The sequence below is a fragment of the Neorhizobium sp. SHOUNA12A genome (genome assembly GCF_023006505.1).
In the GTDB taxonomy this organism is placed as follows: Bacteria; Pseudomonadota; Alphaproteobacteria; order Rhizobiales; family Rhizobiaceae; genus Neorhizobium.
The window spans coordinates 68,159-83,089 of the sequence record NZ_JALBGV010000008.1 but is presented as its reverse complement, the minus strand read 5'-3'; the positions used below and the strand labels follow the sequence as shown (position 1 = coordinate 83,089).

Genomic DNA, 14,931 nt, shown 5'->3' with positions numbered 1-14,931 from the left:
CGGCAGGTCAATCGGAGGCCTGGCCGGTCTCTGGAGAATGGACCACCAGGCAGTTGCGGCCGGCCTTTTTGGCAAGGTAGAGGGCCGCATCCGCCTGGCGCTGAAGATGTTCCGCCGACACCAGCCCGCAATCTTGCATCAATATCGCCACTCCAATGCTGACAGTGACATAAGGAACGACGCGAGAGGTGGGGTTTGGAAGAGACGCAGCTTCTACTCGGTTGCGGATTCTCTCGGCGATCACCCTGGCCTCCTGTTCGTCGGCGCCCGGAAGGAAGACGAGAAATTCTTCGCCTCCATAGCGAGCGACCTGGTCTCGCTCGTCTCTCATACTGCTTTGGATGATGCCGGCGACTTTCACAAGGCATCGATCGCCTTCGGCATGCCCGAGATTATCGTTGAGGCGTTTGAAGTCGTCGACATCGCACATCAGCATCGCCGCACCGCTCGTTTGTTTAAGGTCGGCATTCCAGAACTGATGGAGCGTCTCCATCATCGAACGCCGGTTGGCGACGCCGGTCAGCGGGTCGGTTCGTGCCAGCAGTTCGAGCTGGGAATTGGCGTCGGTTAATTCCGCGAGGCGACTTCGATCTCGTAACTCGAGCAGGAAGGTCTTGTGAGCCAGGATCGTTGCGGTGCGTCGGGCAACGATGGTTGCTACGACACCGCTCGCGAAAAACAGCGTTCCGGCGAGAGCACTTCCCACCTGGATGTTCGGATTGTGCAGTTGAAAAACAAAATAGATACCGAGAGCAAAAGCACTGATCGCCATCGCCCAACCAAGCGGAATGGGAAATATAATGACGGCGGTGACCGCCACAAAAAGCATGATGGTCAGATGGCGCTCGTAGAACTCGCCACCCGCGTGAACACCGACCAAAGCGACAGACAGGAGGATGAGAAAGACTGCCGAGAGAATGATAACGCCCTGCAGCCACAAAGCGTGCGGTCGCAGGAAGACCATCGCGGCGACAAGAGCTGCGGGCGGAAGGAGAGATGCCGGCCACAGCATCGTCATCACGGTTTGGATTGGGAGCAGGATTGCGTAGAGGCCCAACGTCAGGACGTCGAGCACGATAACCCAGATCATCCACGCGCGGATGATCTTGGCAGTCTGCGGCCAGGAACGTTCGCGAAAAAGCCGGGCCAGATCCCCATTGAGCCGGATATCCCGCGTGCGTCCGCCCAGGAGGCGCTCGACCTGTTCCACTATGGCCGGACTCAGCCTCGGCAGAGGTTTCCGCGAAGACGCTGTTGCCGATTTGGTAGAACCTATAATTCGCTTGGCGTCCATGTGCCGGATCTAGGGTGCAGATGACTGGGGACAAGACGGGCTAGCGAGCCGACCGGACTCGGGTCGCCAGTTTTACTTTTACGCCTGGGCCTCGATCGGCAGGTTTGTCCGGTCGATCGTCCCGGCCGTGTCCGCCTCCATCTGCTCGGGCCGCGCGATAGGCAGATTGACTGTAAACACCGTTCCTTCGCCCTTCACGCTGTCGACGTGAATTTCGCCGCCATGCAACTGGACCACCTGCTTCACCAGGTTCAGGCCGATACCCGTGCCAGCGATGCCGGACGAACTTCTCGCTCGGAAATAACGTCCAAACATCTTCGGCAAGTCATCCGCGTCGATGCCGATGCCTTCGTCGCGAACGGTAATCTGGACACAGTCGCTTTGCTGCCACCCCGTGACATAGACGTTCGGAGAGTCCGGCGCGTATTTCACGGCGTTTGAGAAGAGATTGGTGAACACTTGCTCCAGCGCCGCACTGTCGCCATAAATGGTCGAGGGAAGCCGCTCCAGATCGAGCAAGAACCGGTGCGACTTGCGTATGCTCTCTTGTCGCGCACTGCAGGTCCTGATGATGTCGGCCAACGCGCATGGCTTGCGAACGATATCGATATAACCGTGATCCAAGCGTCCGACCGCCAGAATGCTTTCCATCAACTCAAGCATTCGCGAAACTGCGCCGCGGATCTGCTCCGTTTTCTCACCGATAAACTCCGGTGTGACCGCGTTCTTGCGGCGGACGAGACGCTGCGCCGCGCCGTCGATGATCGAAAGCGGCGTCCGGAATTCGTGAGACGCCATCGAAACGAATTGCCGCTGCAACTCGTTGACCTGCCGCTCTTGATCAAGCATCCGTTCGAGTTCCGCAGCCTGGCGCGCGATTTCTGCGGTTCTGCTGCGCACTGTTTCCTCGAGATCATCGCGGTGCTGAAGCAGCGCCCGTTCCGCCCGTTTCCGCTCGGTGACGTCGACAGCGGCAATCAGCGACGCCGGACGACTGTCGAAGGCGAGTTGGCTTGAGTAGATAAAGACCTCGATTTCGGCTCCGCGAGCTGTCCGATGCCGCTGAGACCGATTGGCTTCGCGGCCATGCTCTGCGGCGGTGGCCGCGACCCTCATTCTTTCCCAATCCTCCGGCGGAAGGATGTCCAAGAGTGTCATGGAAAGAAAAAGGTCACGATCATAGCCGTAATGATCAAGAGCCGCCTGGTTGACGTCGAGAAACTGGAGGCTCTCCCGGTCTTGAACCCACATTGGCAAAGGGTTTCCTTCGAACAATAGCCGGAAGGAAGCCTCGCGCATCTTGAGATCGGTGATGTCGACGCGAATCCCCACGCTTCCGCCACCCGAGACGCGTCTTTCCTCGATCCGCACCCAGCGGTTTCCCGGCAGGCGCTGCTCATGAGCACTCTTCGGCTCTGCGTGACGGGCCAACCGATCGGCCAGCCATTCTTCCTCACGGCCGATCGCCTCGGGATATTGGCCACGCTGCAGCCCGCTGCGAAGTCTGTCCTCGAAACCCATGCCTTTGACGAGGGGCGCGCCGCTATCGGCGTAAAGTTGCTCGTAGCGGCGATTCCACATCACAAATCGATCGTCTTCATCGAACAGTGCCAAGCCTTCGGGAACGACTTCGAAGGCGGCCAGCAGGCGCGCATGCGCTGCCCGCGCCTCCTGCTCTGCGTGTTCGGCCTGGGCATGAGCCTGAGCAAGGGATCGTTCGGCTAGTCGCGCCTCGGTAACGTCCTCATGCGTCGACACCCATCCCCCGTCGGCGGTGCGCTGATGGCAGCCTCGGATGACTTTGCCCGATCTAAGTTCTTTTACCCAGACCTGCGACGACCCCGCGGCGTTCGTGTCTTCCGCCCATGCGAGATATTCCTCCGTGGACATCGTCGGGACGGCGCCGACTTCGTTTCGCAGCTTTAGGATGTCTTCGAGCGACTGCCCAGGGTGGATCAAGGCTGGGTCCACGCCGTAAACCTCGGCGTAGCGACTGTTGGATAGCGCCAGCGTGCCGTCGGCGTTGAAGAGGCAAACCCCCTGGCTCATGCTGGCGAGTGCGATGCGGAGCTGTTGTTCGTGGCCAAGAATCTGCTTGCGGCCGCGGCTTGACGCCAGTTGTGCATTCACGCGCGCGCCAAGTTCCCTGCTGTCGATCATGCTTGAGACACAGTCAACCGCACCGGCCTCAAACCCGGCGATCCGTCCTTCGATATCGCCCTCAGGAGTGACTAGGATCACCGGTATTTCAGATGTCCCCGAACTAAGCTTCAGGCTGCGGCAGGTCTGGACGCCGCACAAATCTGCAAATGTGATGTCGAGCAGGATAAGGTGAGGGTGTGACGCCTCCACGACTGTTTGTAGGTTCTCCAGGGTGTCGCATGGGGAGACAACCGAGATCTCAATGTTTTCCACCGGCAGCTGACTGAGATCCAGCTTGGCTGCATCTGCGCCGATGACAAGAACTGTCGTCCGTCGATGAGCGGTGTTTTGGGCAATTGCCATCGAAACCGCATCTCCGTCCGGAGCCGCGGGCAGTGAAGACGAGTGTAACCGAAGGGGAAATGCTGTCGCCAATGAAGATCGCCTACCATTCCGCCGCTGATCTGTCGCAGGCCTACAATACGTATCGACTATTAAGGAGAGCTTATAGAGGCGTGTCGCGATATCCTTAGGCTTAACTGCCTATTGCCGAAATCCGCCGCATCCGCGCGCGGTTTCCGTCGGGGCTGAGATCGATATGGCAAGCTCGAAAATCAGGCCGAAGATTTTTATACGTCAGTCCGATTGAAGCGCCGATCGATATACCTTATCCAATCACCGAGGTTCCCGAAGAGAACGGCGAGATCGTATTGCCATTCGAGCAGAAGCAGTCTCCAGCTCATGCGTTCTGAAGCCACACCTCGCTGAGCAAGTTGGGCACGAAGGAAATCCATCTTTGCGGTCGGCGAAGATAGGACGGTGGAGCCGTAGCCGGCCTCAACATCGTCAGTCATTCGTTGCAAAACACTGGGCATATTCCTGTGGTCGCTCATACTTTATGCTCCTCATCAATGGATGCCGGAGAGGAGGAGGCTGCGAAAACGTGGCGTTCTCCTCACCCATCGAATGTATGTCGTGAGGCGATGTATATCAAGAAATTCACGAGCGGACATGTACACGAACGCGGCATTGATCAGGCCAAGTGGCCAACGGTTCAATCAATTTCTTTTCGTTGCGCGGCTTGTCCAACGCCGGCGTCTTTGCCCATGCTCGCGTGATTTCGCGTCGTCGTCGAAAGATATGGCCGTCGTTCGAATTCCGAGGTTCGCAGCAAACTTCTCAGGCGCAGAAGATCTTTTCGCGCAACGAGCCCGCACAATTTTCCGCTGACGGGATCGACGATCGGAACCCGTCCGGTATCGGTTGAAAGCATTACATCTGCGACGAAACCGACCGTGTCTTCCGGATGGCAAACCGGGACCGAAGCGTCCGAAACCCGTTCGGCAAGCGTTTGCTCCGCCAGTTCGGCTTTCCCCTGCCAGCCAAGTACGTCGCCTCGGGAAACAACGCCCGCCAAACGCCCGGCGCTGTCGATCACGGGGTAAATACGATGGGTTTTTTGCGGAGACGCAAAGAGGTCACAGGCGTCCCTTACCGTCATTGTTGCCGGCAGCGTGTCCACCTCCTTGATCATGATCTCACCGGCCCTTGTGAATTCGAACGGATCGATACCGTATTCGCGGGTGATGTGTTGCCCCCGTCGCGCAATCTTCTCGGTCAGGATCGAACGGCGCAGGAGCAGGACCGTCACGGCATAGGCGACCACCGTCGCTGCCAGAAGCGGCACCAAGGTGTTTATATCTCCCGTGATCTCGACGGCGAAGAACGTGCCGGTCAGCGGCGCACGCATTGTCCCGCCCATCATCGCAGCCATTCCCAGCAAGGCCCAGAAGCCGGGGTCGTGACCCGGCATAACCAGACCGACAAGCCAGCCAAGAGCGCCGCCGAAAATCAGCAAAGGGGCGAGGACCCCGCCGGAGGTCCCGGAAGACAGCGCAAATAGCCAGATACAGGTCTTGACCAGGAGGATGGTCAGGACGGTCGAGGCGAGCAGCTTGTTGTTGAGCAGGCCGTCGATAATGTCATAGCCGACGCCCAAGCTGCGAGGCTCGATCAACCCCCCGACGCCAATCACGATGCCGCCGAGCATCGGCCACCACATCCAGTGTATCGGAAGCTCTTCGAAGAGATCCTCGATCTTGTAGAGCAGAGTGGTGAGCAGCCCGGATTGCAGACCCGATACGATGCCGATCGCGGCGCAGGCGAAAATGCCCCACCATGGCAGAGCGATTTCAAAGTGGGTCGGAAACAGCGGGCCCGTGCCGAACAATATCGGCCGCCAGCATATCGAGACGCACGCTGCAACGGCAACGGGGATGAAGCTGCGAGGTTTCCATTCAAACAGAAGGAGTTCGACGGCGAGCATGACCGCTGCAATCGGCGAACCGAAAATAGCCGTCATGCCAGCCGCTGCCCCCGCCACCAGCAGCGTCTTGCGCTCGGCGGCGCTCATATGGAAGAACTGCGCGAACAACGATCCGATTGCTCCGCCCGTCATGATGATCGGACCTTCCGCGCCGAACGGGCCGCCTGTGCCGATCGAAATCGCCGACGACAGCGGCTTCAGCACCGCGACCTTAGGCGACATCCGGCTGCCACCGATAAGGATCGCCTCGATCGCCTCGGGAATGCCGTGACCGCGGATCTTCTCTGACCCGAAGCGGGCCATCAGGCCGATGACAAATCCTCCCAAAGGAGGAATCAGCAAGATCCATGGGGACCGCGGCACGCCTGCGAGCGAGGCCGGTTCTATACCGATATGGCCGAACCAGACGATGTTGGTGACCAGCGCGATCAGGCTCACAAGACACCATGCCGCGAACGCGCCGCCGGAGCCCACGACAATCGACATTCCGACCAGGATGAGAACACGCTTGTCGGTGGTGAAGTCTCCTGCCTCGCGCCTGGAAAGTCCTCCTGTGAAGTCGTGCGGTCGGTTGCCGGGTTGATGCTGCGACATGGCTTTCCTTTTCCGGGTCGGAAACGAGCGTGGCTTGAGCACGTCGAATATATCGTGATACGATGTAAATCAAGCCGTAAATCCGGGAGCACATATGGCTATGAAGCATCAGGAACGACTCACCGCGGGAGATTACGAAGCACTTGCCGACTTGCGTTATAGCATCCGCCGGTTCCGGCAGTTCAGCGCGCAAGAGGCGGATAAGCTCGGTCTTAAGCCGCAGCAGCATCAGGCGCTGCTGGCGATAAAGGGCTTGCCGAGCGGCAGACAGATGACCGCGCGGATGCTGGCCGAGCGCCTCCTGATGACCGGTAGACTGGTGGATGACCTTATTCAGCAACTGATCGACGAAGGTTATGTCGAGGCAGGGCCGTCAACGGTGGGTCGCGCCAAACACGTTATTCGTCTCACGCCCAAGGCGGAGGATGCCCTTGACCGACTGGCAAGTGCCCATCTATTCGAGATCCGGAAGATGGCGCCGGAATTGATGCAGGCGCTCCGGGTCCTGCAGGACCGCCAGAAGATGCAGCGCATGACATGGATGCTTTGACTGCTGACGAAAACGGAGAGCAGATGAAGAAGCTCAGTAGGCTCAGGCAGGTAGACTACGAAACGCTCGCCGACCTTCGTTATGCGCTTCGGCAGTTCATGGATTTCAGTGCATCCGCCGCGCAGGTAGAAGGATTGCCGCCCCAGCAGCACCAGGCGCTTCTGGCGATAAAAGGCAATCGCAACGGCAAACCGATGACGGTCGGAATGCTCGCCGAACGGCTCATCATCGCCCCTCATACTGCGACGGAACTGATCAACCGGCTTGTTGACGGAGGGCTCGCAGCGCGACAGGTGGATCAGGAGGATCGACGGCGCCAGACCGTTCGACTAACGGACAAGGCCGAGGAGCTGCTAGGCCGCCTAAGCGAAGCGCATATCGTGGAAATCCGCGAGATGACACCGAAGCTGGTGGCGCTGCTCTCTCAACTCGAAAAGATGCCATTGGCATCTGCCGACGACGAGTAGGCAGAAATCGGCCTGAACGCACTTGGTGTTCGGTAATGGCGGGAGACAGCGGCTCAGACTGAGGCCGTTCAGCCGCTTGTGCCCTCGATCAACGTCATAGGCCAGATCACGCGGGATGTCTGTCCAACGTAATGGGACTGATAGTCGGGTATGACTGACAGCAGATGCTCCGCCAGGCTGATCCCCAGATCACGAAGAGACAACGTAAAGCAGGTCAGGGCCGGAGAGAGGTACTGAGCTTGGGGACTGTAGCGACCGATGATCGCAATGTCCTTGCCCGGCTTAACGCCAGCGTCCTCGAACCCCTTGTAGAGCCCTGTAACCAGGATCTCATTGACCAGTACGATTGCCGACGGGCGTGGAGATCTGGATGCGATCTCGTGGGCTACTGCATAGCCCCCCGCTTCGCTCGGTTTTGCCCGGAAGATATGATCCTCGTTAAGGGTAAGCCCATGTTCTGCGAGCACCTCGCGGCATCGATCGGCGAACACGTAACCCAGGTTGAGATCGCCATGGGGCCAGATGATCCCGATATCTCTGTGGCCCGCCTTGACCAGCCGCTCGATCGCGACCTCCGCCATCCCTTCGAAGTCCAGATCGATCCAGGGTTGGCCGACATCGGTCAGGCTGCGGCCAAGCGAGATGAACGGAATGTTGTGCCGGTGCAGCAGCTCGAACCGTGCATCGTTGCGCCGGGTGGCCGAGAGGATGATGGCATCGGCAAAGCCGCGCGCCACGGTGCGTTGCAGATAGGCATAGGGATCTTCGTTGGAAGAGCAGAGCAGGGCGACGAGATCGAGCTTGTGGCGGCTAAGCACGGTCTGCACCCCGTCGAAAACGCTCATGAAGAAGGCGTCTCCCTGGCTGTTGATTTCCGGCCCGGTCTGCATCATGAAACCCACCACGCCGGTCGAGCCCTTGCGCAGCGAGCGGCCCGACTGGTTGGGGACATAGCCCAGCTTCTCCGCCGCCTCCAGCACGCGCCTGCGGGTTTCCGCATTCACGTCCGCCTTTCCATTGAGCGCGCGGGACACGGTGCCAATGGAAATATCCAGATAATCGGCAAGTTGGCGGATGCCTGTCACAGGGAGCCTCTTGAGGGTTCGGTATAAGACCGTAATCGTTTTCGGAAGCAGTATTGACAAAAAAATCGATGTGTTCATAGTACCGTAAACGTTTACGGATGCACAGGAGGTGTCGTGCCGTAAACATTGCATGGGAGGAATTGGTGACATACAAGGTCGTTTTGTGTGGCTGCGGCGCAATGGCCAAAGGATGGCTGCGCGCGCTTCAGTCCACGCCGGCGCTGAAGCGGGCGCTGACCGTCGTGGGTCTGGTCGATCTCGACCTCTCGGTTGCACAGGCGCTGGCCGCCGAATTTTCGCTTCAGCCGGTCTCTATCGGATCCGATCTCGCCGCGGTGCTGAGCGAAACCGGCGCGGACATTGTATTCGACGTCGTCATTCCCGCCGCCCGCCATTCTGTCGTGAAGGCCGCGCTTTCCCTCGGATGCCATGTGCTGAGCGAAAAACCCATGGCGACCTCGATGGAGGAGGCGACAGACCTGATCCGCGCCGCAGAGGCTGCCGGGCGCATTCATTCCATCGTGCAGAACCGGCGGTTTATTTCGGGTGTGCGACGCATGCGGCGGTTTGTCGAAAGCGGCGCGATTGGCGCGATCACCGCGATCCATTGCGATTTCTTCATTGCCCCGCATTTCGGCGGCTTCCGCGAGCAGATGGACAATGTCCTGCTTCTGGACATGGCGATCCACACCTTCGATGCGGCCCGTTTCGTCTCTGGTAAGACGCCGCTTTCCGTCTACTGCCTGGAAACAAATCCACCCGGCTCCTGGTATGCCCACGGCGCCAGCGCCAATGCGGTGTTTCAGCTCACCGACGACGTGATTTTCACCTATCGCGGCTCCTGGTGTGCGGAAGGCCAGCGCACCAGTTGGGAAAGCGAATGGCGCATCGTCGGCTCGAACGGAATGTTGACCTGGGACGGAGAAGACACTTTCCGTGCCTCCGTTGCGGGAAGCGAGAGCGGTCTGCTGCGCGGCGCAATACCGATCGAGGTTCTGCCGCCCGCTCGTGAGGAGGAAACCCACGGCCATGCCAGCGTCATCGCCGATTTCCTCTCAGCCATCGAAACCGGCGGTGTGCCGGAAACAGTGGGTTGGGACAACATCAAGAGCCTTGCCATGGTGTTTGGTGCGATCGAAAGCGCCAGATCACGGCAAACCATCGACCTTGCAGCATAAGGGCCAGCACTATGACCGGACAGCGAAACCATTCCATCCGCATCGGCACCATGATCAGCGCCACCAAGGGCCAGGCGGCCGAGCGGATTTCCCAGATTGCCGATATGGGCTTTGAAAGTTTCCAGCCGTTTTTCTGGCAGACCACCAACGGCCAGGACATCGCCGAGCTCGGCAAGCGTTGCCGCGAGGCCATCGGCGCGCGGGACATTACCATTTCGACCGTCGGCATGTTCGGCAATCCCCTGGAAGAAACGGATCTCGATCTCCAGACGCTCCAGGGCTGGAAGGACTGCATCGACAATGCCCACCACTTCGGCGCCACCTGCGTTGCCGGCTTCACCGGGCGCATCCGCAACAGGCCGCTAACGGAAAGCCTGCCGCGTTACCGGCAAATCTGGAGCGAGCTTGCCCGCCGCGCGGCTGACAAGGGCATCCGCATCGCCTTTGAAAATTGCGCCATGGACGGCAACTGGGCAACCGGCGACTGGAATATCGCCCATAATCCGGATGCCTGGGAACTGATTTTCAACGAGACGCCGGACGAGCATATCGGGCTTGAATGGGAACCTTGCCACCAGATGGTCTATCTCATCGAGCCCTTACCGCAGATCCGCAAATGGGCGCAGCGGATTTTCCACGTCCACGGCAAGGATGCCACCATCCGCTGGGACGTGATCCGCGAGCACGGCATCTTCGGAAAACATCCCTTCGTGTTCATGCGCACGCCCGGTTTCGGCGACAGCAACTGGACCGACATTATTTCGGAACTTCGGCTGGCCGGCTGGTCGGGCTCCATCGACATCGAGGGATGGCATGATCCTGTCTATCGGGATGCATTGGAAATGACGGGGCAGATCCACGCCCTGAACCATCTGAAACAGGCAAGGGGCGGCACATTCGTCGTCGATCCGGTCTGATGCGCAGGCCGGCTGGCCATAGAAGGAGCTCTGCGCCAGCCGGATGAGAATTGAGGATAACCAAGAAGGAGGAGAACCATGGGTATCCGCAGGACTATGATTTCCGTTGCATTGGCTCTGGCCAGTGTGTCATTTGCCGGCATAAGCGCCAGAGCGGAGGATGTGAAACTCGTCCTCTGGTCGCTGGACCGCGATATCCAGCCCGCGCCGAACCTCATCAAGGAATTCAACGCGCAGAATAACGGCATCCAGATCGAATACCGCCAGCTTCAGTTCGACGACGTGGTGAGCGAGGCCATGCGCGCCTATTCCACGGGCAAGGCACCCGACATCATTGCCATCGACAATCCCAATCATGCGATGTTCGCCTCCCGCAAGGCCTTTCTGGATCTCACCGACATGATCCTGCAATCCAAGGTCATCAAGCCGGAGAACTATTTTCCCGGCCCGCTGAAATCGGTGATGTGGGACAACAAATATTACGGGGTGCCGAAGGCGACCAACACGATTGCGCTTTATTACAACAAGGATCTCTTCAAGGCCGCAGGTCTCGATCCCGAAAAGCCGCCGCAGACCTGGACCGACCTGGTGGCGACGGCGAAAAAGCTTACCAATCCTTCAAAGAACATCTACGGCATCACCTTTTCCGCCAAGGCCAACGAGGAGGGCACTTTCCAGTTCCTGCCCTGGGCGCAGATGGGCGGCGCCACCTATAAATCGATCAACAGCGAAGGTGCCGTCAACGCGCTTACCACCTGGAAGCAGATGCTGGATGAAAAGCTGGCCTCGCCGGATACGCTCACCCGAAGCCAATGGGATTCGACCGCCACCTTCAATGCCGGAAATGCGGCCATGGCGATTTCCGGTCCATGGGAAATCGACCGGATGCTGAGCGATGCCAAATTCCAATGGGGCACCGCTCTTCTGCCGGTGCCGAGCGAGGGCGCTCAGCGTTCATCCGCCATGGGTGATTTCAACTGGGCGATCTTTTCGAGCACCAAACATCCGAAAGAGGCCTTCAAGGCATTGGAATTCTTCGCTTCCAAGGATGCCACCATGTACAAGAATTTCGGCCAGCTTCCGGCCCGGTCCGACATCCCGGTTCCGCCCACGGGCAATGCCCTGAAGGATTCAGCGCTCAAAACCTTCGTGGAACAGCTGAAATATGCGCAACCGCGCGGCCCCTCGCCGGAATGGCCGAAAATCTCGAAAGCCATCCAGGACGCGATACAGGCGGCCCTGACAGGCCAGATGGCGCCGAAGGCCGCGCTCGATCAGGCGGCTGCGAAGATCAAGTCGATCGACGGCTGAGACAGCCACCCTCCCGCGATGACGGCCCGGCACCCATCCGCCGGGCCGTCCTGCAGGCTCCAGCGAGGTTTCGATGAAAAGAGTGTTTTCCAGCGTAACGGATGGCCGCGGTTTCGACCTTGTTCTGGTCGGGGTGCCCTTCACGTTCCTCCTGGCACTGGCAGGGCTTCCGCTGCTCTACAACATCCTGATGAGCTTTCAGGAAGTGGACATGTTCAGCCTGGCCAGCGTCATCCGGCCTTTTGTCGGCTTCAAAAACTATGTCGACCTGTTCACCGAGCCTGAAACCATATCCATCCTCAAGAACACGGTCATCTTCGTGGTGGGGTCGATCGCCGGGCAGTTTCTGGTCGGCTTCTCATTGGCCCTGTTCTTCTGGATCAATTTCCCCGGCGCGTCCTGGCTGCGCGGCCTCTTTCTGGTTTCCTGGGTCATGCCCGGTCTCGTTGTCGGCGCCATCTGGAACTGGATCCTGTCCGGGGATTTCGGCGTGCTCAATTTTCTGTTGCAGCAAACCGGCCTCGTCGGCGGCAATATCTTCTGGAGGTCCGATCCGAATTTCTCGCTCTGGGCGGTTATTCTGGCCAATATCTGGCTCGGCACCTCCTTCAACATGATCCTGCTCGCCACCGGTCTTGCCGCCATTCCTGCCGATCTCTACGAGGCGGCGGAAATGGATGGCGCCAATGCCTGGCAACGCTTCTGGACCATCACCCTGCCGATGATGCGCTCCACCATCGGCGCGATCATCGCGCTCGGGCTGATCTTCACACTGCAGCAATTCGATCTGTTTGCCGCGATTACCGATGGCGGACCGAACAATTCCTCCAATGTCGCGCAATACTGGGCCTGGGATCTTTCCTTCCGGCAGTACGACTTCGGCAAGGGCGCCACCATTTCCGTCATCATGACCGTCTTCGTGATGTTTGCCGCAACCGTTTATGTCCGTTCCACACGCCATGAGGTGCGCGGATGAGTGAAATCGCGGGAAACCGGCTGTTGCTTGCCCTGTCGGTCGTCATGGCGGCTATTTATCTCTTCCCGCTCTACTGGATGTATCTGACGGCGCTGAAAAGCGGCTCGGAAATGTTCGCCACACCGCCGACATTCTGGCCCTCCTCTGCCCAATGGCAGACCTTCACCTATGTCTGGGAAAGCCGGAACATGGGCCGCTACCTGTGGAACTCAACGGTCATTGCCTTCGGTGCGGTGGCCCTGATCGCGTTTCTGGGCACCGGCTGCGCCTATGTGCTGGCGCGCTACCGCAACGTCTGGGTGGATATCGGGCTTTTCCTCATCCTGATGTTTCAGGTTCTGCCGGCCTCGCTGATGATAACGCCGATCTTCGTGGGTTTTTCGCAAGTGGGCCTGCTCGAATTTCCGCGCTTTGCCGTTATCCTGGCCATTACCGCCAAAAGCATGCCCTTTTTCGTTGTGCTCGTGCGTGCAACCTTCATGGCCGTGCCGATGGAGCTGGAGGAGGCGGCGCTGGTCGATGGCAATTCCCGCATCGGCGCTTTCTTCAACATCGTTCTGCCACTGGCGCGCAACGGCATCCTGGTCAGTGCCATCCTCATCTTCATGCAGGCCTTCGGCGAATTCGTCTATTCCAAGTCGATAATCCAGGACATCCAGCTGCAGCCGGCCAGCGTCGGGCTCAATTCCTTCATGGGGCCGAACACCAGCGAGTGGAACAACATCATGGCCTACGCCACCATGTATGTGACGCCCATCCTCGCCATCTTCGTTCTGTTGCAGCGTCGCATCGTGTCCGGGCTCACATCGGGAGCATTGAAATGACCCACCAAATCGAACTCTCGGCCGTCAACAAATATTACGGCGCCTATCATGCCCTGAAGGATATCGATCTTTCCATTCGCAAGGGCTCGTTCGTCGCGCTGGTCGGCCCGTCCGGCTGCGGCAAGTCCACGCTGCTGCGCTCGCTGGCGGGGCTCGAGACCATATCGAGCGGTGATCTCGTCATCGCCGGAAAACGCATGAACGGGGTGCCGCCCCGAAAGCGCGATCTTGCCATGGTGTTCCAGTCCTATGCGCTCTACCCGCATATGACGGTCGAACAAAACCTGACCTACAGCCTGAAGATCAACGGGGTCAGAAAGGCAGAGAGGCAAAGGGCGGCAGCCGACGTGGCGGCCATCACCGGATTGTCGAACCTGCTCCACCGGTATCCCCGGGAACTGTCTGGGGGGCAACGTCAGCGCGTCGCGATGAGCCGAGCCATCATCCGCAATCCGCAAGCCTTCCTTTTCGACGAACCGCTCTCGAACCTCGACGCAGCATTGCGTGTTCACATGCGCAAGGAGATCAGGGCGCTGCACGACCGCCTCGGCGCGACCTCGGTCTATGTGACCCATGACCAGGTCGAGGCGATGACGATGGCGGATCATGTCGTCGTCATGCGCAATGGCATTATCGAACAACAGGGCAAGCCGCTCGATTTATACGACCGCCCGGCCAATCGCTTCGTCGCCGGCTTCATCGGGTCGCCGGCGATGAATTTCATTCCGGCGCGATCGACGCCTGACGGAAGAGCCCTTGTTCTGGATATCGCCGACCCGCAAACCGTCGATCTCGGTTGTCCGCTTCCAGCCGGACGTGCCCTGATCGTCGGCATCCGCCCGGAGCATCTCACTCTCGCCGCGGCCGATGCCGTCGGCTTCAAGGTGGATGTTGCGACAGTTGAAACGACCGGCGCGGCAACGTTCATTACCACCGCCACCACGCCTGAGATTGTCATTGCCTTGAATGGCAGGAGCGTTGTGACGGCGGGCGAGACCATTCGGCTGACGTTTGCCGCAAGCAATGTCCATCTGTTCGACGCCGAGACCGAGCAGAGCCTCAAATGATCGTGCCGGCGCGCTACGGTATGTGTCGATTGCCGTGTTGGGTACCGACTGCCGGTTCATGGAAATGTGTAGCCAAGTACTGAAGGCTGGCTCAGATGAGAACGCATCCATCGCCCGGCCCACTTCGATCAGGAGAGCTCAGCATGTTGTTCTTGCCCCGATAAAGCCTCGAACTCCTCATGCATGATCTCCAGAGCTCT

12 protein-coding genes are annotated in these 14,931 nt (G+C 59.1%); 8 read left to right on the top strand and 4 right to left on the bottom strand.

Translation table 11 applies throughout. From position 1 onward, the window contains the following. Nucleotides 1-7: 7 nt before the first annotated feature. The 3 genes from MOV63_RS06205 to MOV63_RS06195 form a co-directional block, all read right to left on the bottom strand. Nucleotides 8-1,225: a diguanylate cyclase gene (locus MOV63_RS06205; RefSeq protein WP_247032729.1), complete on the bottom strand. Its 1,218-nt coding sequence runs from the start codon at nt 1,223-1,225 to the stop codon at nt 8-10. A 147-nt stretch (nt 1,226-1,372) separates the two neighbouring features. After that, nucleotides 1,373-3,799 (bottom strand): PAS-domain containing protein, encoded by a 2,427-nt coding sequence (locus MOV63_RS06200; protein WP_247032637.1) that lies wholly within the window; start codon nt 3,797-3,799, stop codon nt 1,373-1,375. A 691-nt stretch (nt 3,800-4,490) separates the two neighbouring features. Further along, complete coding sequence (locus MOV63_RS06195; protein ID WP_247032627.1) at nt 4,491-6,356, bottom strand: chloride channel protein; 1,866 nt, start codon at nt 6,354-6,356, stop codon at nt 4,491-4,493. Nucleotides 6,357-6,456: 100 nt separating this feature from the next. Between MOV63_RS06195 and MOV63_RS06190 the strand changes: the two genes are divergently transcribed. Then, nucleotides 6,457-6,906, top strand: coding sequence for a MarR family winged helix-turn-helix transcriptional regulator (locus MOV63_RS06190; RefSeq protein ID WP_247032625.1), 450 nt, complete (start codon nt 6,457-6,459; stop codon nt 6,904-6,906). 23 nt (nt 6,907-6,929) lie between these two features. Then, nucleotides 6,930-7,373, top strand: coding sequence for a MarR family winged helix-turn-helix transcriptional regulator (locus MOV63_RS06185; RefSeq protein WP_040125877.1), 444 nt, complete (start codon nt 6,930-6,932; stop codon nt 7,371-7,373). 68 nt (nt 7,374-7,441) lie between these two features. On the opposite strand, the gene MOV63_RS06180 is transcribed toward MOV63_RS06185, so the two are convergent. Then, a complete protein-coding gene (locus MOV63_RS06180) occupies nt 7,442-8,458 on the bottom strand; it encodes a LacI family DNA-binding transcriptional regulator (RefSeq protein WP_247032623.1) in 1,017 nt (338 codons plus the stop codon). 143 nt (nt 8,459-8,601) lie between these two features. Here MOV63_RS06180 and MOV63_RS06175 point away from each other — a divergent pair, with 143 nt between their 5' ends. The 6 genes from MOV63_RS06175 (at nt 8,602) to MOV63_RS06150 (ending at nt 14,731) form a co-directional block, all read left to right on the top strand. Beyond that, nucleotides 8,602-9,636 carry a Gfo/Idh/MocA family protein gene (locus MOV63_RS06175; protein ID WP_247032621.1) on the top strand — a complete coding sequence of 345 codons (1,035 nt, stop codon included), beginning with the start codon at nt 8,602-8,604 and terminating at the stop codon, nt 9,634-9,636. A gap of 11 nt (nt 9,637-9,647) precedes the next feature. Beyond that, complete coding sequence (locus MOV63_RS06170) at nt 9,648-10,553, top strand: sugar phosphate isomerase/epimerase (protein ID WP_247032619.1); 906 nt, start codon at nt 9,648-9,650, stop codon at nt 10,551-10,553. Between the two features lie 78 nt (nt 10,554-10,631). Further along, on the top strand, nt 10,632-11,864 hold the full coding sequence (locus tag MOV63_RS06165; RefSeq protein ID WP_247032617.1) for a sugar ABC transporter substrate-binding protein: 1,233 nt from the start codon (nt 10,632-10,634) through the stop codon (nt 11,862-11,864). Between the two features lie 73 nt (nt 11,865-11,937). Beyond that, a complete protein-coding gene (locus tag MOV63_RS06160; protein WP_247032615.1) occupies nt 11,938-12,840 on the top strand; it encodes a carbohydrate ABC transporter permease in 903 nt (300 codons plus the stop codon). After that, nucleotides 12,837-13,664: a carbohydrate ABC transporter permease gene (locus tag MOV63_RS06155; protein ID WP_247032599.1), complete on the top strand. Its 828-nt coding sequence runs from the start codon at nt 12,837-12,839 to the stop codon at nt 13,662-13,664. The genes MOV63_RS06160 and MOV63_RS06155 overlap by 4 nt, the downstream gene beginning before the upstream one ends. Beyond that, nucleotides 13,661-14,731: an ABC transporter ATP-binding protein gene (locus tag MOV63_RS06150; RefSeq protein WP_247032597.1), complete on the top strand. Its 1,071-nt coding sequence runs from the start codon at nt 13,661-13,663 to the stop codon at nt 14,729-14,731. Before MOV63_RS06155 ends, MOV63_RS06150 begins: the two co-directional genes overlap by 4 nt. The last annotated feature ends 200 nt before the right edge of the window (nt 14,732-14,931 follow it).